This window comes from Micromonospora sp. NBC_00617 (assembly GCF_045161355.1).
Lineage (GTDB): Bacteria > Actinomycetota > Actinomycetes > Mycobacteriales > Micromonosporaceae > Micromonospora.
In genome coordinates, this window is sequence record NZ_CP107751.1 from 5,598,849 (window position 1) to 5,621,231 (window position 22,383).

Annotated in this window: 20 protein-coding genes and 2 pseudogenes; 15 read left to right on the forward strand and 7 right to left on the reverse strand. The window is 71.4% G+C overall.

Going from position 1 to position 22,383, the window contains the following annotated elements; all coding sequences use genetic code 11:
• Positions 1-21: 21 nt before the first annotated feature.
• The 3 genes and pseudogenes from OG505_RS25775 to OG505_RS25785 form a co-directional block, all read right to left on the reverse strand.
• Positions 22-222, reverse strand: coding sequence for a hypothetical protein (locus tag OG505_RS25775; protein WP_405428360.1), 201 nt, complete (start codon positions 220-222; stop codon positions 22-24).
• A gap of 264 nt (positions 223-486) precedes the next feature.
• Positions 487-1,038 (reverse strand): hypothetical protein, encoded by a 552-nt coding sequence (locus tag OG505_RS25780; protein WP_405428362.1) that lies wholly within the window; start codon positions 1,036-1,038, stop codon positions 487-489.
• Positions 1,039-2,148: 1,110 nt separating this feature from the next.
• Positions 2,149-3,981: pseudogene (locus OG505_RS25785) on the reverse strand (glycosyl hydrolase family 65 protein).
• Between the two features lie 171 nt (positions 3,982-4,152).
• Between OG505_RS25785 and OG505_RS25790 the strand changes: the two are divergent.
• The gene (locus OG505_RS25790) at positions 4,153-4,779 is read left to right on the forward strand and encodes a phosphatase PAP2 family protein (protein ID WP_405428364.1); all 627 of its coding nucleotides are present in this window, start codon (positions 4,153-4,155) and stop codon (positions 4,777-4,779) included.
• Between the two features lie 7 nt (positions 4,780-4,786).
• On the opposite strand, the gene OG505_RS25795 is transcribed toward OG505_RS25790, so the two are convergent.
• A complete protein-coding gene (locus tag OG505_RS25795; protein WP_405428366.1) occupies positions 4,787-5,056 on the reverse strand; it encodes a hypothetical protein in 270 nt (89 codons plus the stop codon).
• A 376-nt stretch (positions 5,057-5,432) separates the two neighbouring features.
• Between OG505_RS25795 and OG505_RS25800 the strand changes: the two genes are divergently transcribed.
• Positions 5,433-5,648 carry a hypothetical protein gene (locus OG505_RS25800; RefSeq protein WP_354853544.1) on the forward strand — a complete coding sequence of 72 codons (216 nt, stop codon included), beginning with the start codon at positions 5,433-5,435 and terminating at the stop codon, positions 5,646-5,648.
• Positions 5,649-5,768: 120 nt separating this feature from the next.
• Here OG505_RS25800 and OG505_RS25805 read toward each other — a convergent pair whose 3' ends face one another.
• The gene (locus tag OG505_RS25805; protein ID WP_405434711.1) at positions 5,769-6,476 is read right to left on the reverse strand and encodes a prepilin peptidase; all 708 of its coding nucleotides are present in this window, start codon (positions 6,474-6,476) and stop codon (positions 5,769-5,771) included.
• Between the two features lie 692 nt (positions 6,477-7,168).
• On the opposite strand from OG505_RS25805, the gene OG505_RS25810 reads away from it, so the two are divergent.
• The 12 genes and pseudogenes from OG505_RS25810 to OG505_RS25865 all read left to right on the forward strand — a co-directional run bounded on the left by OG505_RS25810 (position 7,169) and on the right by OG505_RS25865 (position 16,428).
• Positions 7,169-7,705 (forward strand): hypothetical protein, encoded by a 537-nt coding sequence (locus tag OG505_RS25810; protein ID WP_405434713.1) that lies wholly within the window; start codon positions 7,169-7,171, stop codon positions 7,703-7,705.
• Positions 7,699-8,649 carry a hypothetical protein gene (locus OG505_RS25815; protein WP_405428368.1) on the forward strand — a complete coding sequence of 317 codons (951 nt, stop codon included), beginning with the start codon at positions 7,699-7,701 and terminating at the stop codon, positions 8,647-8,649. Before OG505_RS25810 ends, OG505_RS25815 begins: the two co-directional genes overlap by 7 nt.
• A gap of 46 nt (positions 8,650-8,695) precedes the next feature.
• Entirely contained in the window at positions 8,696-9,355 is a 660-nt protein-coding gene (locus OG505_RS25820) for an SAF domain-containing protein (protein WP_405428370.1), read from the forward strand.
• Between the two features lie 2 nt (positions 9,356-9,357).
• Positions 9,358-10,158 (forward strand): ParA family protein, encoded by an 801-nt coding sequence (locus OG505_RS25825; RefSeq protein WP_405428372.1) that lies wholly within the window; start codon positions 9,358-9,360, stop codon positions 10,156-10,158.
• Entirely contained in the window at positions 10,148-11,689 is a 1,542-nt protein-coding gene (locus OG505_RS25830; protein WP_405428374.1) for a CpaF family protein, read from the forward strand. Before OG505_RS25825 ends, OG505_RS25830 begins: the two co-directional genes overlap by 11 nt.
• Positions 11,650-12,596, forward strand: a pseudogene (locus tag OG505_RS25835) (type II secretion system F family protein). Before OG505_RS25830 ends, OG505_RS25835 begins: the two are co-directional and overlap by 40 nt.
• A gap of 37 nt (positions 12,597-12,633) precedes the next feature.
• Complete coding sequence (locus tag OG505_RS25840; RefSeq protein ID WP_405434715.1) at positions 12,634-13,503, forward strand: type II secretion system F family protein; 870 nt, start codon at positions 12,634-12,636, stop codon at positions 13,501-13,503.
• Between the two features lie 25 nt (positions 13,504-13,528).
• Positions 13,529-13,732: a hypothetical protein gene (locus tag OG505_RS25845; protein ID WP_234583202.1), complete on the forward strand. Its 204-nt coding sequence runs from the start codon at positions 13,529-13,531 to the stop codon at positions 13,730-13,732.
• A gap of 5 nt (positions 13,733-13,737) precedes the next feature.
• Positions 13,738-14,181, forward strand: coding sequence for a TadE/TadG family type IV pilus assembly protein (locus OG505_RS25850; protein WP_405428376.1), 444 nt, complete (start codon positions 13,738-13,740; stop codon positions 14,179-14,181).
• Complete coding sequence (locus OG505_RS25855; protein WP_405428378.1) at positions 14,178-14,645, forward strand: TadE/TadG family type IV pilus assembly protein; 468 nt, start codon at positions 14,178-14,180, stop codon at positions 14,643-14,645. Before OG505_RS25850 ends, OG505_RS25855 begins: the two co-directional genes overlap by 4 nt.
• Positions 14,642-15,073: a pilus assembly protein TadG-related protein gene (locus tag OG505_RS25860; RefSeq protein ID WP_405428381.1), complete on the forward strand. Its 432-nt coding sequence runs from the start codon at positions 14,642-14,644 to the stop codon at positions 15,071-15,073. Before OG505_RS25855 ends, OG505_RS25860 begins: the two co-directional genes overlap by 4 nt.
• 14 nt (positions 15,074-15,087) lie before the next feature.
• Positions 15,088-16,428, forward strand: coding sequence for a LysM peptidoglycan-binding domain-containing protein (locus tag OG505_RS25865; protein WP_405428383.1), 1,341 nt, complete (start codon positions 15,088-15,090; stop codon positions 16,426-16,428).
• Between the two features lie 278 nt (positions 16,429-16,706).
• On the opposite strand, the gene OG505_RS25870 is transcribed toward OG505_RS25865, so the two are convergent.
• Positions 16,707-17,558 carry a Rieske 2Fe-2S domain-containing protein gene (locus OG505_RS25870; RefSeq protein ID WP_405428385.1) on the reverse strand — a complete coding sequence of 284 codons (852 nt, stop codon included), beginning with the start codon at positions 17,556-17,558 and terminating at the stop codon, positions 16,707-16,709.
• A gap of 203 nt (positions 17,559-17,761) precedes the next feature.
• Here OG505_RS25870 and OG505_RS25875 point away from each other — a divergent pair, with 203 nt between their 5' ends.
• A complete protein-coding gene (locus tag OG505_RS25875; protein ID WP_405428387.1) occupies positions 17,762-18,577 on the forward strand; it encodes a crotonase/enoyl-CoA hydratase family protein in 816 nt (271 codons plus the stop codon).
• Here OG505_RS25875 and OG505_RS25880 read toward each other — a convergent pair.
• Positions 18,564-22,274: a discoidin domain-containing protein gene (locus OG505_RS25880; protein WP_405428389.1), complete on the reverse strand. Its 3,711-nt coding sequence runs from the start codon at positions 22,272-22,274 to the stop codon at positions 18,564-18,566. The genes OG505_RS25875 and OG505_RS25880 overlap by 14 nt on opposite strands.
• Positions 22,275-22,383: the final 109 nt, after the last annotated feature.

A 22,383-nucleotide genomic window follows, 5' to 3' on the forward strand; every position in this document is an offset into this window, starting at 1 on the left:
AGCGGCACCGCCGGAGCCGCTTCAGCCGGCAGCGACGGCTTCGACGGCAGGTGCGATGAGGCGCATCAGCGCGGGCAGCGCGACCAGCGCCATGACGAACAGCATGAGCCCGGTCATGACGTTACTGATGATCAGGTCCGGGTCCTTCGGTATCTCGGTGCTGACCGACCAGAACGCGGCGGCGTAGATCGTGGCTGCGACCGGTTTGTACAGCAGCCGCACACCATGACGTGATAGTCACCGGCGCGGCGTCCCGAATGCCTCCCCCCGACATCTTCAGCCCTTCTGACATCGCTCGGGTCACCACCGCCGGGCTCTACGAGGCGCTCCGGAAAGCGGGAACGTCGCCGCAGGCTTCATGGCTACCGCGAATCAGGCAGCCCGGCTAGCCTTCGCCGACCCGCTACGCCTCGGCAACGCCAATAGAGCAGCGCAGTCGACACGCCCACCCAATCCTGGCCCGTAGCCCGAGCATGGCCCGAGCCGCTAACTCCTTGCAGGAGTCGCCCGCTGCAGATCTGCGAGGCCAGTCTGGTAAGAAACGAGCCGCTCCCGAAGCTCCGTCAGAGTGAACCGCTCCGGATCAGCCTGGTACATCGCTCGGCCGAGCTCAGTGATGAACGCCTCGGCGGGCACTCGGCCAGAACCGACCGCGATGAACTTGATGACCTCGTCGAGGGCGGACATAGCGTATCGCAACGCCACCGCCGCTGCCGATCGCTCACCCTGATCGAGGTGCGATACGTCGACCGGCACCCGGGCGGCAGACTGATCACTGGCCCACAGGAACTCACCTGGATCCAGCAACGCCGAAGGCCCCGGACCGCCGAATGCGGGCGGCAGCACTTGCTTGAACGGCACGACAACCTCGAAGTCCTGCTGCTCACCACACGCTGAACAAACCCCTACGAATCGGGCTATTACTTCACCGTCGCTGCGCTGCAGTTCGTGGTCAGCTACAACCTGTCCCCCGCCGCAAGCGCAGGCATGCAACTCTACGAAAAGCTGAGCCTCCTGCATCGATCGCGCGCGCACCATACCAGCACCGTACTAGCCATCTACGACGCCAGCTGCTGCGCCTGGCGAGCGTCACCGAGAATCCGGAGCGTGAGGACTAGAGCGGCACCCAGCGCGCCGGGCCGTTCAGGAACGGTCCTGGCGCGCTCTTGCGGGAGAAGGCAGCTTATCCACTGTTAGGTCAAACTACTCCGGCCGCCCGGTCAGAACGTCGTGGTACTCGTCGATCAGCGCGTTAGGGGTCTCGATGTCGGCGACGTCGAGCCGCATGCACTGGGTGAACATCCACTCGTAAAGGCCGTGATCGCTGCGGTGTACTCATCGAGCGGTTCCTGATCGGCAGGGTGCTCTCGTGGTTGGCCAGGTAGGCGCGGCTTGTCGCGGACCATGCGGAGGACCTCAGAAGCGCCGGGACGCTGATCAGCAGTTGGTACGTCACCTGCTGGGAAGACAGATTCACCTGGCTGTAGGGGGCGGGCAGGCTCTGGTGGAGCATGTAGTTGCGCAGGTCCTTCACGAACCTGGCTGCGGGTAGAACGGCTACTTCGCCGATTCTTCGGGCGAACTCGTGATGAAACGGGCTGCCCTCGTAGTGACGGGCGACGACGCGGGTGTGGTCGATCCGGGTGCCGATCGCGGCGACCACGTTGTGCAGCAGTCGGTCGAACTCGTTGAAGAACGCCTTCCGAGCAGCGTCGTGGGCTCCTGTGTTGGAGACGATCCAGTGCGAGCTGCCAGTCGGCTTCAGGACCGTCGATGAGTCTGTTGAACTCGCGAAAGTTCGCGGCCAGGATCTCATGGGTGGGCCGCAGGCGAGCCCATCGAGTATGGCTTAGGTGCCAGGGTGCTCGGCGATGGCCGAGCGAAGTCGCTCGAGTCGTGCGTCCGCGACGGTCATCATCGCGGGCGAGGACCCGGGCTGGCGGCGAGGTGAACCCGCCGGCGATTCAGCGCGGTGGTGACCGGTAGCAGTGGTGTTACCACCGCCGCGGCGGTGGACAGCACGTCGATCATGGCGGACACGATCGCTCATGTTCGGCCGCTACCGCCGGACGCCACTCCGGCGACGTCAGCAGGTGCGTTACGCCTGAGCGCCTGCTGGCGAGGGCGACCTGAGCTGGCCTCGGCCGGTCAGTCGGCCGAGCGGCGGGTGGGGCGGCGGCCCGGTGGTGACGGCGGCTCGGGCCCGGGGTCGGGCACCGGGGGCATCGGCCGGGTGACCGGCACGTCGCCGGTGACCCGCAGGTGCTCACCGTGGTGCCACAGCTCGACCTCGGCGTCGTGGGCGGCGTCGGGCAGCTCGTAGCGGGCCTCGGCGGGGGTCAACGTGACCCGCAGCCGGTGTCCCCGCCACCGCAGGCTGAAGGCCAGCCGGTCGATCCGCCGGGGCAGCCGGGGGTCGAAGGAGAGCACTCCGGTGTCGTCGCGCAGGCCGCCGAAGCCCTGCACCAGCGCCAGCCACGCCCCGGCCAGGGACGCCAGGTGCAGTCCGTCGGCGGTCTTGTCCCCCAGGTCCGCCAGGTCCTGCGAGACGGACTCGGCGAACAGGTCGTACGCCAGATCGAGGTGCCCGACCTCGGCGGCCAGCACCGCCTGCGGCGCGGCCGACAGCGACGAGTCGCGGACCGTGCGGGCCTCGTAGTAGGCCAGGTTGCGGGCCTTCTCCTCGGCGGTGAACTCCCCCGGGTGCAGCTGCATGGCCAGCACCAGGTCGGCCTGCTTGACCACCTGCTTGCGGTACAGCTTCACGAGCCTCGGGCAGGTGCGCGTGTCGCCAGGTCAACGCGGAGCGGGCCACCGCCGGCGCGAGGTACGTGAGCACCGGCAGCACGTACGTCTCGGTGTCCCAGAGCACGTGCCCGTCATAGCCGTTGCCGGTCAGCCCCTTGGCCGAGATCGTCCGGTCGCCGTCCGGGCGACCCGCCTGGATGAGGTGGAACATCGCGAACCGGACCGCCTGCTGGAGCTCCCGGTCGCCGTCGAGCCGCACGTCGGCGACCTGCCAGGCCGCGTCCAGGCTGGCCCGCTGGTCGGCCAGCAGGGCGTCGAAGCCGTCGGCGCGGGCGGCGTCCGCCTCGGCGGCGACCAGGTCAGCCACCTCGTCGGCGGGCATCCCGTCGACAGGCGCGCACTCGTACGCGGCGAACTTCGTCAGCCGCAACCGCTCACCCGGGTGCAGCCGGCCGGCAACTGTCAGCCGTACCCGGTCCGGGGTGCCGTCGCTTGTGGTGGTCACCGTGTCCGGCGCGTCCACCAGGTGGCTGACCGCCACCGCCACGCGCTGCCCGCTGCGCTCGGTGCGGTGCACAAGCACCCCGTCGAGGCCCGTCGCGCGGTACGCCTCGGCGGTCAGCGGGTCGGTGAGCACCTCCGCCGCACGCGGGTCGTCGGAGCTTTCCGGCACCCGCTCGTTGGCCAGCAGGTCCGAGCAGACCCGCAGCTCGGCGGGGCCGTCCAGCGGCTCGACCTCGTAGCGGACGGCGGCGACCGGGCGGCGCGGCAGAGACACCAGCCGGACGCTGCGCACCAGCACCCTCCGCCCGCCCGGCGAGATCCACTCCGTCTCCCGACGCAGCACGCCCGCCCGCAGGTCAAGCACCCGCTCGTGACCGCGCAGCGTCCCCGTCCGCAGGTCCAACGGCTCGTCGTCGACCCAGAGCCGGATCAGCGCGGCGTTCGGCGCGCTTACCGCTGTGTCACTGGCCTGCGGAAACGGTACCCCTCCTCGGGGTAGCTCAGTTTCCGCCGCTCGTGGAACCCGTTTACGTAACTGCCCGGCATCCCGCACGGCGCACCCTCGTCCAGAACGCCACGCCAGCCGACCCACCCGTTGCTCAAGGCAAAGATCGACTCGGTCTCGCCCAGCCGGTCCAGGTCGGCAGCCGTACGCCGGATCCGCCAGCTCTCGTCCTCCGCCGTCGCAGCGGCGGGCGGCGGTTGGTCGGTGGCCGAACTGGTGCGCACGAAACCTCCTGTGGGTGCCGAAGAACTCTCACCAGCCAAGCAGACGCGCCTGTGCGATCCCTGGACGAAAGTCGTGCGGCCGGCTCGACCTTCGACTCCTGTGCTGCCCCCTGCCGCGTTCCTAGGGTGCCCCCGAGATGAACGAGGTATGAACGTCTAGTGAGGTGATTCATGGCCGACAACGGCAGCACGGACGTTCCACAGATCAGCGCCGAGTGGTACCGCGACATCGTCGACGCGGCCGCCGGCACCCCGGCCCCGGTGCAGTGGTTCGTCGGGCACGCCACCGAGGGGGTGATCCTGCTGCTCGGCGCGCTGCTCGTGGCGGCCGCGGTACGCCGCCTGGTCGGCGGCCCGCACGACCGGGCACTCGCCCTGGTCGCGCCGCTGCCGACCCTCCTCGCGTACGCGAGCAGCGAATGGATCAAGACCGTGGTGGACGAGGACCGACCGTGCCGGACGGTGGCCCGGGCGATAGTCGCCGGCGCCTGCCCACCACGTGGTGACTGGTCGTTCCCCAGCAACCACGCCACAATTGCCGGCGCGCTGGCGGTCACCACACTGCTGCTCTCCCGACGGCTCGGACTTGTCGCGCTGCCGCTGGCCGTGCTGGCCGCCTTCTCCCGGGTCTTCGTGGGGTTGCACTACCCGCACGACGTGGCCGCCGGTCTGCTGCTCGGCGCCCTGGTCGCCATGGTCGCGACCCCGCTTCTGGCCCGCCCGACCGCCGAGGCGCTGCGCCGCCGCGCCGATGCCCGACGCCCGGTCGCCGACCTGGCCGGCCGGCCCCGCCCATAACCACGAGTTACCTAACAACGGTCTTGCGCGAACCGGGCAGCCTCGGCTGACCACACACCGGGGTTCGCCGTTGGATGCATACCCCGGCCTTCATGACGTACAACTCGCGCCTGGACGTAGCCAACCCCTTCGCCTCCAGCACGTACCCGGTGAGCCAGATCCAGTCGTGGTAGGGGTCGACCTCGCCAACGGACACCACGCGCAGCATCAGCGCCCGGTCGTCGGTGAACTGCACCGAGCAAGCCGCCCCAATGAGCACGACATCTCCCGGCTTCACGCCAGCCACCCGAGGAACCGGCGGTACACGGCGTCGGCGGGAGCCCCGCAGGGCCAGGGACGTTCACAGGCGTCGCATAGCCAGAGCGGCAGAACCGGCCCGTGCGCGGTCATCAGCTCTCACCCGGCCAGTGGCCCCGGTTGATGGGAATCTTGTGCCTGGTGCGACACGGCAGCTCGTTCCCGCACTTGCAGACGTTCCGCCACTTGATCCACGACCACACCGGCCTATGCCTGCGGGCCAGAGTCATGGCTACCGCCGCCAGATACTCCGCATAAGGGACGCGTCGAGTCACGTACCTACGGTCGTCGCCCCGATCGCATTAGTCAACTGGCAATAGCCGAAAGGAAAGAGTGCGTCGCCTTACGTTCGGGCTATGGACCGAGGGCCAGGTCAGCTCATGGGGCCGTACGAGATCGCGGAGCGCCTGGGCGTCTCGCGGCAGCGGTTCCAGCAGCTCGCCCGGTACCCGACCTTCCCGAAGCCATACCAGGAGCTTCGGGGTACGAAGGTCTGGTTGGCCGAGGATGTCGAGGCGTGGATCAAGAAGTACCGCCAGCCGCGCCCGACCGAGGACGACACGCCGGGCTGACCGGGCAGCATGCCGCGACCTGCCCGGCCAAGCTACCGACGCCACCAGCGGAACAGGTCGGATACGGCCTTCACGATGGCAGCCCGCCCCTTACATTGAGCACCCCTCAGGGGCAGGTGGTCAGGTGACCAACAGAGCGCCCACCGTGCCGAGGAGCAGGAACGGGCCGAACGGCAGGTGGGTGCTCCACCGGACCCGTCGGGCGGCCAGCAGTCCCAGGCTCACCAGCGCGGACAAGCCGAACGTGAGCAGTAGCCCGAGCACGAGGACGGGCCAGCCGTACCAGCCGAGCAGCGCGCCCACGCCCAACGCCAGCTTGGCATCGCCCAGCCCGAAGCCGCGGCGACCGAGCAGTAGCGTGCTGGCCGCGAAGAACAGCGCCAGTCCCGTACCGGCGGCGACGGCTCGCAGCCACGGACCTGCCCCGGCGCCGGCGAGCGCCGCCGCCCCCAGCAGCAGCCAGGTCCCGCCCGCGGCGGGCAGGGTGAGTCGGTCGGGCAGCCGGTGCACGGCAAGGTCGACGACGACCGCCGGCAGCGTCCAGCCCAGCCACCAGGCCAGCGCCGGTAGCGCTCCGAGTGGCGGGCCGACGAGCACGAGCAGCGCGACGGCCGCGAGCGCGGCCACCTCGATCGTGCCAGGCGGCGGCCCGATCCGGGCGCGGCACCTGCCGCACCGGCCCGCCGGGCCGAGCGCGGGCCACGGCCTGGTCAGGCTGATCACGCCCCCGCAGGCGTCGCAGCCGGTCCGACTGGGGGCACCCGAGGGTACGGCGTGACGCACGACGGCCAGCCGCAGCAGGGGGGTGACGAGCAGACCTGGCCACACGGCGACGAGCCGGAGACGGCCAGCACCTGCGGCGGTGGCCGGGGAGCCGGCCGACTCGGACGGTTGGCTGGTTGGTTCGGCCGTCAGCGCCACGTCGAGCCCGCCGAACGTCGGGCGACCGACTCGAAAGGTGAACACGGATCGTGACTGAACGTTCGCTCGGGTGTAGCGGATAGCGCGGAAAGGGACGTCCGCCACCGGTGGCTCCCCCCTCGGATCGGACCAGTCGACACGCGTCGCGGCGTGGCCCGAGGTGCGGGTTGGATGCCGGGATGCGGGCGGGATGTCCCGCTTCCGCAAGGGGCCCAGGGGTCACGGCGGATCAACCCGCGCCAACGAGGCCAGGCCGTCGACGACCCCTCGACCAGTCGCCGTCCGGAGTGCGGCACGGGCACCCGCCACCACCACCCATCATCACTGAGAGTGTTCGCTTGACTTGCCTCTGTTGCATCGGCGACCGTCAGCCTATGCTCGCCCCTTGGGTGTGACGCAAGCCTCACAGCAACAACCGGAAGATACGGGACCTGCATTTGTAGAAGATCCGTAACGGTGAATGCAGAAGCGCAATGAACAGCTCCGGAGACACTGATCCGGGCGCGCTTCCGCATGCCCGGCGGCGGCGCCTCGTCGCCACGTCGGGCGATCACAAGGAGGGCTCGACGGTGCGCGGACGGCAGCTCAGGCGAGCGGCGATCTGCCTGCTCGCGGTCGTGGCGGCGGTGCCGGTCACCGCCTGCGGCAGCGGGCAGGAGGCGGTCGATCCGCCGGCGACGGCGCGGGGCGACGGAGTGCGGGCAGATTCGGGCGCCGAACGGGACGCTGCCGAAAAGGCGGCGCTCGAGGCGTACGCCGGTTATCTCGCAGCGTCGCGGACGGCGAGTCGGCGCAGCGACCCACACGCGCCGGAACTGTCCCGGTTTCTCGCTGATCCGCTGCTGACTCGGGTGCAATTGTCCATTCGCGACGCAAAGGAGCACGGCGCGATGCGTACCGGAACGCTGGCGTCCGATCCCAGCGTGACCGCCGTCAGCCTGGACTCAGATCCGGCCACCGTGGAGATCCAGGACTGCCTGGACGCGACCGGCTACCGGCTGGTCTACACCAAGGACCAGCGCGTCGTCCCGGGCAGCGGTGGCGGCAAACATCTGGCCACCGCCACCGCCACCCGCTATCCCGACGGTCGCTGGCTGATCAGCTCGGGCTCGGCGTACCCGGACCAGCCGTGCTGACCCGGGGGCGGAGAGCCCAGGTCGGCGCGGCCCGACGGATGCTCGCGGGCGCCGGTCTGGCGCTGCTGCTGGTGGTCGGCGCGACCCTGCCGGCCACCGCCGCCCGACGCGCCGACCCGGGGGCCGGATGTCCGCCCGGCCAACCGGACTGCAACGTCTGGGACGACGAGCCCGGCACGCCGGGCGGCCCCGGCGGCGGGGGCGACAACGGCGGCGGGGGCGACTCCGGCGGCGGCGGGGGCGGCGGGGTCTGCCAGTGGGGCGGGCGGACGATCCCCTGCTACTACGACCTGCTGGGCTGGTTCAACAACGGTGACGGGTGCTATTACAAGCTCGCCTCGCCGCAGAAGCCAGCGCCCGAGGGTCAGCAGTGGTACGTGCAGACCTGCAACGGGGGCGATCTCGGCGCACAGGACACGGTGCTGCGTGACGGGCCGCCGCCCGGCTTCGGCGCTCCGCCGGACCCGGAGGAGCTGGCCCGTCGAGCCCTCGCGTCGATCAAGCTGCTGCCGGCACGGCTCAAGGTGGCGCCCCGCAAGGACATCGGCCCCGGCCTGGTCGGCCTGCCGGTGTGGATGTGGGCCACCCCGAGCGCCAGCTACTTCGGGCCGCTGCGCGCCTCCGCGTCCGACCGCGGGCTAACCGTCTCCATCGAGGCCAAGGTCGACCGGATCGTCTGGAACATGGGCAACGGCGACACCGTCACCTGCACCAGGGCCGGCACCCCGTACGACCCGAAGGGCAAGCGCGCCGGTCGCACCTCCCCGGACTGCGGCTACGACCACGGCTACCCGAAGGCCGGCACCTACCGGGTGGGCGCCACCACGTACTGGACGGTGCGCTGGTGGACCGACGACGGCGACGAGGGTGACCCGATCCCACAGACCCGGACCAGCGGCACCGTGCCGGTCCAGATCAAGGAACTCCAGGTGGTGACCAGGTGAGTGAGCCGGTTCTGCGAGCCCCACAGTCGGGAATGGAGATCGAACGGTGAGTCTGGCTACGCGTAACGCGACCGGGCCGGTGGACGCGCCGGTCAGCCCGCCCAAGGTGGTCCGGCAGCGCCGCGTCCGCCCAGGGCTGCTGGGTCTCGCCGTACTCCTGATCGCCCTCGGTGGGCTGGGTGCGGCATTCGCGGTCACCTCGGTCCGGGCCACCGGCAGCTACCTCGCGGTGGCCCGACCGGTGGAGGTCGGTCGGGAGGTCAGCGCCGCCGATCTGATCACCGTGCAGGTCGCCGGCGGCCAGGGGTTGCACCCGGTGCCCGCGGGCCGGCTGAACGAGGTGGTCGGCAAGCGTGCCGCCGTGGCGCTGGTGCCCGGCACCCTGCTCACCCTCGGGCAGGTCACCGACGACCCGCTGCTCGGCCCGGGTCAGCAGCAGATCGCGCTCGGCCTGAAGACCGCCCAGGTGCCGGCCCGGCAACTGCACCCCGGCGACAAGGTGCTGCTGGTCAGCACCCCGGACGAGAACGCCACCGGGGCGGCGGCCGGGGCGGGCACCCGGTTCGCGGCCACCGTCATCGACATGGTCAGCCCGACGGACGACGAGAAGGTGCTGTACCTGGCGCTGCTCGTCCGGGACGTACCCGCCGTGGTGGCGCTGGCCGCCCAGGAGCGGATCGCGGTCGTGCTGACCGAGGCGGCCTGAGCATGGCGATCATCGCGTTGGCGTCCGCGAAGGGTTCGCCCGGCGTGACCACCTCGGCGTTGGCCTGTGCCCTGACCTGGCACCGCCGGCTGGTCCTGGCCGAGTGCGACCCGGCCGGCGGGTCGATCCTCGCCGGCTACCTCGGTGGTCAGCTGGACGGGCCGCGCGGCATCGGCGAGCTGGCCGTCGGGGAGCTGCGCGACGGCAACCTGGAGACCACGTTCTGGTCCCAGCTGGTCGACCTGGACGCGCCGCGCCGGGAACGGCTGCTGCTGCCCGGGTTGGTCGACCCGGCGCAGGCCGGCAGCGTCATCCCGCTCTGGCAGCGCTTCGCCGACTACTTCAACGCCCTGGACCGGGGCGCCCCCGGCTACGACGTGCTCGTCGACTGCGGCCGGCTGCACGTCACCGGCCCACCGTGGCCACTGCTGCGGGCCGCGTCGGTGGTGCTGCTGGTGACCCGGGCCCACCTGCCCGACCTGTCCGGCACGCGGGCGGTGGTCACCGCGATCGAGCGGGACTTCGCCGAACACCGGGTGCCGCCGGGCACCCTGCGGCTGCTGCTGGTCGGCGACGGGCACGGGCGCGCGGAGATCAGTCGTGGCCTGAAACTGCCGGTGATCGCCCGACTGCCGCACGACCCGCGTACCGCCGGGGTGCTGGCCCTCGGTGGGACCGTACGGTCCGGGCGGCCGCTGCTGCGCGCGGCCGCCGCGCTGGAGGTGCCGGTCGGTGCGCTGCTGGAACGCCGGCGGGCACGGCTGGCCTGGCCGGTGCAGCAGGGGGTGCCGGATGCGGTTTGAGCCCGTCTCCACCGACCCACGTCAGCAGCCGCCGGCCGCGACGTCCACCGCGCCGCCGCTGGCCCTGCCGAACGGCCGGCACCACCAGTCGGCGGCGATACCGCAGCCGATGCCCACGGCCACGCCGCCGCCGGAGGTGGCACCCCGACCCCGGATGGATTTCCAGGTGGTCCGGGAGCTGCGCCGGGAACTCACCGAACGGCTCACCCTGTGGCAGCGCGGCCGGGAGTTCACGGTCGACGAGGAGGACACCGAGCGGGCCCGGCTGGCCGTCACGGTGGTCGCCGAGTACGCGGACGCGGTCCGTCGCGCCGGAACACCGATGGCCGCCGGCGAGGAGCGCCTGCTGCTCGACCAGGTGACCGCCGAGCTGGTGGGGCTGGGCCGGCTACAGACCCTGCTGGTCGACGACACCATCGAGGAGGTGCACATCCTCGGCTGCGACGTGGTGCGCATCACCCGGCACGGCGGTGGGGTGGACTGGGCCGAGCCGATCGCCGACAGCGACGCCGAGCTGGTGGAGATCCTCCAGGCCGCGGCGCGGCGGGCCGGCGCGACCGAGCGGTCCCTGTCCACCGTGAAGCCGACCCTGGACCTGCAACTGCCCGACGGCAGCCGACTGGCCGCGGTGTTCCTGGTCAGCCACCGGCCGTACGCGGTGATCCGCAAGCACAACACCCTGGACGTGAGCCTGGACGACGTGGCCGGCGCCCGGGGTGACCTGGACGAGATGATCGACCCGCTGCTGCGCGACTTCCTGCGTGCGGCGATGCGCGCCGGGTTGAACATCATGGTCGCCGGGCTGGCCGGCGCCGGGAAGACCACGATCATCCGGGCGCTCATGAACGAGATCCCGCCCGACGAGCCGTACGTGCTGCTGGAGGAGAGCCGGGAGTTGTTGCCGGCCCGTCGCCGGGAGCGGCACCGGGCGGTGATGAGCTTCGAGGCGCGGGAGGGGCACGGCGAGCGCGGCTTCGACGGCCGGCCGGCGGGTGAGGTGACGATCGCCGACCTGATCCCGCTCTCGCTGCGGATGGGCGTGCTGCGGATCATCGTGGGCGAGGTCCGGTCCCGGGAGATCGTGCCGATGCTCCAGGCGATGACCACCAGCCGGGGTTCGATGTGCACCATTCACGCCCGTACGGCGGCCGGCGTGGGTGAACGGATCGTCGAGCTGGCGCTGGCGCACGGCCGGGAGATGACCGTCGACCAGGCCCGCCGGATGGCCGCCAACGCCCTCGATCTGATCGTCTACGTCACCGTCGAGGACGAGAGCGCGATCGGCGGCCGTAAGCACCGGTTCGTCTCGCACGTGGAGGAGGTGATCGGGGCCGGTGAGGCCGGCCGGATCACCACCACCACCGTCTTCGGTCCCGGGCCGGACGGCCGCGCCGTCCCCCGGCACCTCCCGGAACGGGTCCGCGACCAGCTGCTGCGGGTGGGGTACGACGTCCGCCTGCTGACCCGCTGGATCGAGGCCGGTACAGGTGCCTGGCGGCGTCCCCGACAGACCCGACTGGCCCGGCGGTGACCTGATGGGGAACAGCCTGGAGTTGATCGCGGTGGTCTCCGGGGCCGCCTGTGTGGCCGGGCTGCTGCTGGCGGTCGTCGCGCTGGTGGGCAGCCGTCGGCCCGCCGGGCCCGGCCCGGGAGCGGGGCCCGGCCTGAGCCGCCTCTGGCGTGGCTCCGGCGTCACACCGGCCGAGCGGCGGGCCTACCAGGCGCTGTTGCTCACCGCGGTGGTCGCCGGGGCGTTGGCGTTCCTGCTGACCGGGCTGCCGGTGGTGGGCCTGCTGGTGGCGGTGGCGGTGCCCGGCACGCCGTGGCTGTTCGCCGTGGGCAAGGCCGAGCAGCGGGCGATCGCCCGGATCGAGGCGGTCGGCGAGTGGACCCGCCGGCTCAAGGACGTCTCCGGTACGGGGCAGGGCCTCCAACAGGCGATCATCAGCACGATCGGCAGCGTGCCACCCGGCATCGAGGACGAGGTACGGCTGCTCGCCGCCCGGTTGCAGGCCGGCTGGCTGGCCCGTTCCGCGCTGCTGGCGTTCGCCGACGAGATCGGCGACCCGGTGTGCGACCAGGTCGTGGCGGCGCTGATCCTGCACCTCACCGACCGGGGTGAGCGGCTGGGCGACGTGCTGGGCTCGATCGCCGGCGCGGCGGCCGCGGAGGTGGCGACCCGCCGGGAGATCGAGGCCAAGCGCACCCAGCCCCGGTTCGCGGTCCGCTTCCTGACCGGGATGACGCTCGCGACCCTGGCGTACGGGCTGGTCAACACCGAATACATCAAGCCGTACGGCACACCGACGGGTCAGGTGGTGATGGCCGCTCTCGGTGCCGCCTTCATCGGGCTGCTGGCCTGGGTGCGGTCGATGAGCCAACCGCAGCGGCCGGCCCGGTTCCTGCCGGCGCCCGACCCCCAGGAGGTGATCGCGTGAGCGCGAGTGCCACCGTCCCCGCAAGGGGCCCGCGGTGATCGTCAACTGGCTTCTCGCCGTCGCCGTGTCGGGTGGAGCGGCGATCGGGTTGGGCCTGTTCCTGGTGATCCGGGAGCTGGTGCCGGCCACCCCCGCGCTCGGGCCGGCGCTGCGTCGCCTGCACCAGCCGCCGGGCACCGGGCGGGTGGCCGCTCCCGCCTCCCGCCGACTGGACTGGCTGACCGGGCTGTCCCGCTGGTTGCGACCACCGCACCGGCAGCTGGCCCTGATCGGCCAGACCCCCGAGCAGTACGCCCTGTCGGTGCTGCTGTCCGCGCTCATCGGACTGGCCACGCCGACGCTGCTCGGGGTGGCGCTGTTCGTGCTCGGTGTCTCGCTGCCGCTTGTCGTACCGGTGCTGGGTGGCCTCGGCATGGCGCTGATCGCCGCGCTGCTGGCGCACCGGTCGGTGCTGGCCAAGGCGGACGCCGCCCGCGACGAGTTCCGCCAGGCCGTCTGCACGTACCTGGATCTGGTGGCTTTGCAGCTCTCCGCCGCGCACGGGCCGGTGCAGTCGCTGGAGCGGGCCGCCGCGGTCTGTGACGGCTGGGTGTTCGACCGGCTCCAGGAGTCCCTACGGATCGCCCAGATGCAGATGCACGCGCCCTGGGACGAGCTGCGCGACCTCGCCGACAAGATCGGCATCCCGGAGCTGGGCGACGTCGGCGCGATCATGCGCTCCTCCGGCAGCGAGGGTGCGCAGGTGCACGAGACGCTGCGCAGCCGAGCCGATTCGCTGCGCGACCAGATCCGCACCGACAACCTGGCCCGCGCCGAGGGCGTGACGAGCCGCCTCGACATCCCGGGCGCACTTCTCGTCTTCGTGCTGCTCGGCTTCGTCGTCTATCCGTTCATCGCCCGTGTCTGATCCGACCCCCGAGAAGGAGTACGCCATGTCCATCCTCACCTACCTGCACGTCGTGGTGACGACGCGCTTCGCCGAGCTGCGGCGCGACGGCGAGCGCGGCGACAGCCCGGTACCGACCGCTGTGATCATCTTCGGTCTGGTCTTCGTGGCGACCATCGTCACCGGCCTGGCCCTCGGCAAGGCCAACGACTGGATGAAGGCCATCCCGAGCCACACGAACCCGAAGTAGCCGGCATGCGCCGAGCCGCGTTCGGAAGGTGGCGCCGGGCGGTTCTCGCCGCCCGGTGTCGCCTCGTGGCCGGCGACCGGGAGCGGGGCGCCAACCCGGTGGAGCTGGCCGTGGTGATGCCGCTGATCCTGGTGCTCCTGTTCGCCTCGCTCCAGGTCTCGGCCGTCTTCCTGGCCCGCTCCACGGCGTTGAACGCCGCGCAGAGCGGGGTCAACGCCCAGCGGCTCTACAACGCCCGCGAAGGCGCCGGGAAGGCCAGCGCCACCCGGTTCCTGTCTGCCACCGGCGGCTGGTTGCTGGGCTGGGAGCGGACCGGCCCGACCTGCGTGACCACCGACGTCGAGGTGACCTGCACGGTGACCGGTCGGTCCCTGTCGGTGGTGCCCGGCGTGGACTTCGCGGTCCAGCAGACCGCGCACGGGACGGTGGAGCGGGTGACAGCGCCGTGAACCGGCCCGCCGAGCGAGGCTCGGTCTCCATCGAGGTGGCGGTGCTCGCACCCGCGTTCATCGCGCTGATGGTGCTGGCCGGCGTGGCCGGTCGCAGCGCTGTCGCGGCGGAGGCCATCGACGCCGCCGCACACGACGCGGCCCGCGCCGCCTCGATCTCCCGAAATTCGGCCGACGCCCGCAAGGAAGCGCGCAAGGCGGCTCAGCAACAGCTGGACTGGCGAGGGCTGAGTTGCACCGGCACTCCGACCCTGACGTTCAGCGGCACGGTCGGAAAGGACGCCACCAGCTTCGACAAGGCCTACCGCAGCGCGCTCGGCCAGGATGCGACGGTCACCGTCACGGTCGCCTGCCGGGTGTCCTTCCGGGATCTGCGCCTCTCGGCCGTGCCCGGCATGCCCAGCGAAAACCGCATCGAGGCCAGCTTCACCTCACCCCTGGACCGTTACCGGAGCCGGCGATGACCGTCCGTACGCGCTGCGGCGACCACGGCCGGGTCAGCATCTTCCTGGCGGTGGCGATGGTCGGCGTACTGGCCATCGTGGGGCTCTCGTTCGACGGCGCCGGCCAGCTCCGCACGCTGCAACGCGCCGACAACCTGGCCGCCGAGGCGGCCCGCGCGGGCGGGCAGGCCATCGACCGGGCCACCGCGATCGAGGGTGGGCCGACGCGGATCGACCAGCCGCAGGCCCGCGTCGCGGTCGCCAATTACCTCTCCGCCGCCGGCACCACCGGCCACACCGTGAGCTTCCCGCAGATCGCCGGGGAGACCGTCGTCCGGGTACGCGTCACGATCACCTACCGCCGCTCGATGCTCGGGCTGTTCGGCTTCGCCGACCGGGTCACCGTCACCGGCGAGGCGACCGCGCGGGCCATCACCGCAGGACCGTAGGAAGGAAGGCCGCCATGTCCGCATCGGGTCGGTCCGTCGTACGGCGGACGGGACGCGTCCTCACCGGCGTCGGCGCGCTCGTCGTGCTCTGTGCTCTGGTGGCGGGTGCGCCGGTCGCGCTGTTCGCCTTCGCGGGCAATCCCCTGCCCGACCATCTGCCCACCCTCGCCGAAGTGGGCACCGTCCTGACCAGTCGCGACGACGGGCAGCTCTTCCTGCGGGCCCTGGCGCTGGCCGGTTGGTTCGGCTGGGCCACGTTCGCCTTCTCCGTGGTGGTCGAGCTGGGTGCGCAGATTCTGCGCAGGCCGGCGCCGAAGTTGCCGGGGATGAGCCGCCAGCAGAAAGCCGCCGCCGCGCTGGTGGGTTCGGTCGCGCTGATCCTCGCGGCCAGCCCGGCCGCAGCCAGCGCCGCGGCGGTCTACACCGGTCCGGCGTACGCCCAGTCGAGCGCTTCGACCAGCGCCGCTCGACTGCCCGAAGGTGGGCCGCTCGGGATGGCCGGGAACGGGCCGCTCGGACTGGTCGCGCCCGGCGGGCCGAGCGCTGGTGACCAGGCAGCGCCGGTGTATCGCGTGGCGCGGGGCGACTACCTCGGCGAGGTGGCCGAGCGGTACCTCGACGAGTTCGGCGACTATCGACAGCTCGCCAAGCTGAACCGGCTGGACGACCCGGATCGGATTCGCCCCGGCCAACTGCTCCGGCTGCCGACGGAGGCCGCCGACCAGGGTGCCCGCCCGCACGCCACCGGCAAACTCGTCGGCCGGCCCGCCGCGCCCAAGCCGCCGGCTTCGCGACCGGCGCCCGAGCGGACCGCGCCGGAGCGGGCGGAACAGGCAGCCCCCGGCGGTACGGAGTCGACAGGTCAGGTACCCCCGATGACCGTTGGCGCGGCTCGGGCCGGAACCACCGACCGGGTGAACCGACCCCTCGCGGTCTCCGCCGTGCTGGCCGTGGCGAGCATCGTGGGCGCACAGATCGGCGCGGTTCTCGGGCTGCGCCGCCGCCCCGCCACCGCCGGTGCCGCCCCCCGGATGGCCGCGGCCGCCCGCGCACGCCGCCGCCCCAGCTCAGGTCGGGGCGGCGGCGCGGACCGCGACGCCGGTGGTTCGCGCAGCGGCGGTTGGCGCGGTGGCACGACGGCTTGGACCGACGGTGCAACCGGCCGGAAGCCGCACGGTGCCGTCGGTAGCGGTGCCGCCTGGGCCGCCAGCCGAGTGGCAGCGGCCACCGGGGGCACGGTGCCGCCAACCGGCGGGCCGGCCGTGGAGAAAGCCCCTACCGGGGCGGCCGGTTGGGACGAAGGCTGGAGCGCCGAACCGGGCGAGCCATCGGGCGGTCGGCATCGACGAATCTGAGCGCCACGGCAGCCTGTTCTGCGACGACGTGGGCTGACCGGACCGGGGGCCTTCACGAGCTACGAGTCAGCGGCCGGCGGATGGTCCGAAGAGCGACATACCTCAGAGTCATAGATATGACTCTGAGGTATGTCCGCTGAGGGCGACACCGCTCCCACCGCGCGGACACGCCACCACCGCGCATGGCGGCCTGCCCGCCGTACACAGCGAGCCCGGCTGGTGGTCAGCGCCGTCCGGACCGGGGCCGAGCCTCGGCGGTCGTACTCGGCGGACAGTGATCAGGGCAGGCGGGTCTGCAGGACGCCGTCCTGGATCCGGGTGGGCAGGATCTGCTGGTCGTTGCCGGAGGGCCCCTGCACGACCTCGCCGCCGTTGAGCCGGAAAGCGCTGCCGTGCCACGGACAGACCACACAGGCATGGCCGTCGATCTCCTGGACCTCGCCCTCGCCGAGCGGTCCGCTCTGGTGCGGGCAGCGCTCCAGCATCACGGTGACCTCGTCACCGTGGCGGTAGAGGATCACCGAGATGTCGTCGACCTCCCGGGTGATCAGTGTGCGCTGCGGCAGGGTGGCCATGTCGGCCAGTGAGTGCCAGCCGGCGCTCATCCGGTGCAGCTCGGACACGCTCTGGTTGACCTGGGCGCCCTGCTTGTACGCCAGGTGGCCACCGATGTACGCGCCGAGGCTCACGGCGGAGAGGCCGAGGAAGCCGAGCGCCCGACCGACGCCGTGCCGCCCGGACAGCCGCGCCGCCAGCGAGCCGGCGTAGAGACCCACGCCGACGGTGTTCGCGGCGGCGTGCACCAGGCCGACCCGACGCTGGTCCCGGGAGAGCGCCGCCCAGTCGTTCAGACCGGCGACCGCCGCCGGCAGCGCGCTGACGGTGCCCAGACCGACCAGCACGGTGGCTGGCTGGCGCTGCCCCGGCATCAGGTCCAGCACGGCGGCGCTGATCCACGCGCCGACCGGCACCTGCACCATCGCCGGATGCAGCGGATGCCCCAACGTCACGCCGTGCAGCAGGTCCCGCAGCCGCCGCGGTCGCAGCGTGCCGAGAACCACCCGCTGCAGACGGTCGCCCGTCCGGTCCAGACCGGATGCCTGCTCAACTTTCGTCAATAGCGCTCGCACAAGTACCGACTTCCCGGCGATCGCCATCACAAACCGACCACCGGCGACAAACCTGCCGCGTCCCCCGCACGCGCCGATCTTGCACTTTCTGCTCCGATAAACCGGGACATAAGACGCGATCCGACAACCGAAAGTGCAAGATCGACGGGGCGGGGGCGGGGTGCGGAGGGCGGGAGGGCGGGGGTGCGGGGGATGCTGGTGGGATGGGTGTGCGGGTGGAGCGGGTCGGGGCAGTCAGCACGGTGATCGTGGATCGTCCCGAGGCTCGGAACGCTGTGGACGGGGCAACCGCGCGGGCTCTGGCGGACGCCTTTCGGGCTTTCGAGGCCGACCCGGACGCGTCGGTGGCCGTGCTCTGGGGTGCCGGTGGCACGTTCTGCTCCGGCGCCGACCTCAAGGCGATCGGCACGCCCAGCGGCAATCGGGTCGAGCCGGAGGGAGACGGCCCGATGGGTCCGACCCGCATGGCGCTGAGCAAGCCGGTGATCGCGGCGATCTCCGGGTACGCGGTGGCCGGCGGCCTGGAGCTGGCGCTCTGGTGCGACCTGCGGGTCGCCGAGTCCGACGCCACGCTCGGGGTGTTCTGCCGTCGCTGGGGAGTGCCGCTGATCGACGGCGGGACGGTCCGGCTGCCCCGGTTGATCGGGGAGAGCCGCGCGATGGACCTGATCCTCACCGGGCGGGCGGTGCCCGCCGACGAGGCGTACACCATGGGGTTGGTCAACCGGGTGGTGCCGCCGGGGCAGGCGCGGACGGCGGCCGAGGAGCTGGCCGCGGCGATCGCCCGTCATCCCCAGACCTGCCTGCGCAACGACCGGGCGGCCGTGCTGGCCGGCGCCGGTCGACCCGAGGCGGAGGCGCTGGCGACCGAGCTGGCGTACGGGATGGATTCGCTGGCCACCGACGCGGCGGCCGGCGCGGCCCGGTTCGCCGCGGGCGAGGGCCGGCACGGCACGACGCCGCCGGAAGGGGGAACCCTCCCGACGGCGCCGGCTCCGCGCCAGGTCAGTTGCGGTTGATGGTGAAGGTTGTCGTGGTGTTGCGGATGTCCTGGTAGTTGTTGGTCAGCCGCAGGTTGTTGAACGTGACCGAGCCGACCGCCGGGCCCTGACCGGGTTCGGGCAGCTCGTTGGCCCAGACCGCGAAGCCCGACTTCGCGTCGTACGCGTCACCGCTCTTGCGGGCACCGCTGATCGAGATGTTGGTGAAGACCGTGTCGGTGATCGGGTTCTCCGGCTGCGATCCGTTGTACTTGGTCTGGAACATGATTCCCGAGTACGTCGGATCGACGATGTCCACGTCGGACACCCGGATGCCGCGGAACTCCTTCGAGGCGGAGAACACCCAGATCGCGGGGAACGTCTGCGAGCCCCAGAAGTGCCCGCCCGCTCTGATGATCGAGATGTTCTGGAACTGGGTCGGTGGGCTGGCCCCGAACCCGATGAACGGGTAACCGAAGTCCAGCGAGCTGATGGTGATCCCGGAGTACGTCAATATGTCCGCGATGTAGAGGTTGCGGAAGATGTTGTTGTAGCCGCCGTAGACCGCCAGCCCGGCCGCCCGCCAGGTCAGCGTGGCCGAGAGGTTCTCGAACACGTTGCCGTTGTTGCCGGTCGACGCGCCCTGGTCGGTGGCCGAGAAGAGGGCGAACGCGTCGTCGCCGTTCGACCGCCCCTCGGTGTTGGTGACCAGGTTGTTGGTGCTGCCGTTGGTCAGGTTCACCCCGTCGGCGAAGGTGTCCCGGAAGCGGCTGTTCTTGATGGTCAACCCGCTGACGCTCACACCCCAGTACGCGCAGACGGTGTGCTCGACCCAGACGCTGTCGAGGGTCATGTTGTCGACGTCCTTCAGCTCACCCCAGACCTTGCCCGGCCCGTCGATCCGGTTGGTGTAGTTGCCGAAGAAGGCCAGGTGGGAGAAGGACGACCCGCTGGCCGAGGACTCCACCCGGAAGCCCGCGTCGGTGTTCTGCTGACCGGTCGGCGTCTGGAAGCGGGTGTACCACATGCCCGCGCCCACCACCGAAATCGGCTTGCCGTACACCTGGAACTTCTGCGCGGTCTCGTACGTGCCGGCCGGCAGGTAGACGCCGAGCAGGTTGCCGGTGGTGTCCATCCGGACCGCGTCGAGCGCGTTCTGGACGTCCTGGTGGCTGAAGCCGCTCGGCACCCGGTAGCGGGCCGGGTCCGGGTTGGCGCGCGGTGCGACCAGCTCCAGGTTGATGAAGTCGATCGCGTACGTGGTGGTGTTGGCCGGGTCCTTCTGCAAACGGATCTTGCTGCCGGCCGGGATGGTCGAGTTCAGCATCACGTTCGCCTCGTCGTACAGGTGGCGAGGCGGGCCGGCGCTGGGCGAGTCACTCGGGCTGGCCTCCGCGCCGTACAGCCAGATGTGCTTGGAGGTCAGGTTGATCGGCTTGTGCAGGGTGCCGTTGACGTAGATGTTCAGCGTCGAGTCGATGCCCCCACCTCCGGGCGCGTCGGGAATGGAGAAGCGGGTGACCAGGGTGTTGGTCGCCGCCCGGGTGGTCCACTCGACGTACGCGCCGGTGCTGTTCAGGGTGACCGCCCGACGTCCGGACGCCTCGCCGCCGAGGTTGCCGATGTCCCGGTTCGGCCCGACCTGCCCGGCGCCGCCGCCGGTGGTGCCGTCCTCGGCCTCGTACATGTCGTAGCCGAGGTTGGCGCCGCGACCCACGAAGAGCGGCCGGTCGCTGGTGTTGTTGGTCTGCTTCACCGGCAGCTCGTTGCCGTCGGCGGCGAGCACCACCCGGACGGTGTACCTGCCGTTGGCGGCGGTCCAGGTGCCGAGGTTGATCGGGCCGACCGTCGCACCGGGGTTGATCACACCGGAGTACGAGCCGGTCAGGGTACGCACGGCAGTGCCGGACTCGTTGAGCACGGTCAGCGTGATGCCGTGCGCGCCGGACGCGGACGCCTGGTTGCCGGCGTTGCGGAGCGACACGGAGAAGGTGACCGTGCTGCCCGGCGGCGGGTTGCCCGGCGACCAGTCGACCGCGGAGGCGACCAGGTCGGAGCTGGCGACCGCGCTGACCACCAGCGGGCTGGGGTTGGTGTAGCTGTTGTTGGTGTCGTCGGTCTCGACGACGGTGTTCGACTCGTCGACCTTCGCGCTGAGCGGGTAGCTGCCCGCGTCACGGGTGCCGATGCTGGCGCTGACGGTGGTCGACGCGCCGGCCGCGAGGCCACCGACCGACGCGGTGCCGACCCGGGTGGAGCCCAGGTAGAAGTTGACGTTGGTCGCGGCGGAGGCCGCCGAGCCGGCGTTCCGCACGGTCGCGGAGAGCGTGATGGTGCTGGTCTCCACGGGCGCTGACGGGCTGAACGACATGCCGGTCACGGTGAGGTCCGGGTTCGGTGCGGCAGTGCCGAAGACCTGGAACTCGGCCACCTGGCCGGCCGGGGCGCCGGTGTTCGAGGCGATCGAGAGCCGTACGTCGGCGGCGGTCGCGGAGACCGGGATGGTCACCGTGTTGCCGCTGCCCGGGTTGAAGGTGTAGTTCGTCGCGCCGACCAGGGTGGTGAAGCTCGACGAGCCCTGGTCGCGACCGAGGACGGTGATGTTCTGGGTACGCGTCCCCCAGGCGGAGTCCGGGTTGAGCTTCAGCACGACCTGGCTGAGGCTGGCGTTCGCACCGAGCTGCACGGTCAGCGTGCTCGGGTTGCCGTTGCCCTCCCAGTAGGTGGCCACGTTGTTGTCGTTGGCGTTGGTCGCCACGAACGTGTGCACGTACCCGGACGCGGTGATCGGCTTGCCGACCGCCAGGTTGGTCCCGGTGGGCGGGTTGCCGGTTCCCGTGCGGGTCACCGTGTTGCTGTTCGACGACTGGTTGCCGGCCGCGTCCTTGGCCCGCACGTAGTACGAGACCGTGGCGCTGTCCGCCTGGCTGTCGGTGTACGTCAGCGTCGAGCCGCTGACGCTGCCGCGCAGCGCGCCGTTGGCGTAGACGTCGTACCCGGTCACCCCGACGTTGTCGCTCGACGCCGACCAGGTGAGCCGAATCTGCCCGCTGGCGGGCTGGGTGTACGCCAGGTTGCCGGGCGCGCTCGGTGCCTGGGTGTCGGTGCTGCCGCTGGCGTCGTACACCTCCACCTCGGAGAACTGCGCGGCCGGCCAGCCGGTGTTGCCGGTGACCTGCACCCGTACGTAACGGGTGCTGGTGGCGGTGAAGCTGACGGTCGCGGTGTTGCCGCTGCTCGGGTTGAAGGTGTAGTCGGCGGACGACTTCAGGGTGCTGAAGGTCGAGCCGTTGGTGGAGCCGAGCACCGACAGGGTCTGGGTGCGGGTTTGCCAGTCCGACGAGGGCGGCAGTTTGAGCACCACCCGGTCCACGTTGACGGTGGCGCCCAGGTCGGCCTGGATCCACTGCGGAAACGCGTTGTTGGCGCTCTCCCAGTAGGTCGAGGCGTTGCCGTCGTTGGCGTTGCCCGCCACGTAGTTCTGGTTGTAGCTGCTGGCGCTCATGGTGGCCGAGAGCCCGGCGAGCAGGGCCGCACGGGCTGAGCCCGCCGGGGCGGGAGCGGGCGTCGCTGCCGGTGCCGCGGTCGCGGGGGTGACGGCGGGAACGGCGGCGAGGAGCAGTCCGGCGAGCGCGCCGGCGAGCAGCCGCCGACCGGCCGGCGATCGGCCGGTTCGGTGGGCGGAACCGGGCGAGCCGGTTCGCGGGGTGCCTCGGGTGGTGCCGTTTCTGGACATCGGTGGCTACACCTCTTTCGGGGGTGGTGTGGGGTGCGTTGCCCGGTGACGGGTGCAGGGGTACGCCCGTCGTGCCGCGACAGGTGGGGGACGGTGCGGTGCGGGACGG